This is a genomic window from Shewanella sp. S1-49-MNA-CIBAN-0167 (genome assembly GCF_040310145.1).
Lineage (GTDB): Bacteria > Pseudomonadota > Gammaproteobacteria > Enterobacterales > Shewanellaceae > Shewanella > Shewanella psychromarinicola.
In genome coordinates this window covers 1-361 of the sequence record NZ_JBEOPO010000139.1, presented here as the reverse complement: position 1 = coordinate 361, position 361 = coordinate 1, and the positions used below count along the sequence as shown (strand labels likewise).

Annotated in this window: 1 protein-coding gene; it reads right to left on the bottom strand. The window is 41.8% G+C overall.

What is annotated here, in order from left to right; genetic code table 11:
• On the bottom strand, positions 1–361 hold a 361-nt coding region (locus AAEZ00_RS20715), incomplete at both ends, for a DUF6363 domain-containing protein (protein WP_351089759.1).

The following is a 361-nucleotide window of genomic DNA, read 5'->3' as shown; positions in this document are numbered from 1 at the left end:
GTGCAGAATAGAATGTCTTTTGAGTGTGTAAAAAAGTATTGCCCGCAGTGATACCGGTTTGATAATCATGGCGTAAGCCCATATCTGTGCTGCCCAACAATTTGCTTTGCAGATCATCATCAGCAAAAATTTGAATGATCTCGACATCATCTGGTGGATTGGCGATAAACGCGAGCTCTTGTTCGTAAGCATGTTCATGCTGAACCAAGTAATCTATGGTTTTGGGACAATAACCTGACACACAAATCCATGATTTTAATTTATGCACCCAAGCAGACTGTGCATGAAAATCTGCATTAACAGTACGAATTACCACTATTTTTCTCGCACCACGGCGATATGCTTCACGAACCGGTAACGG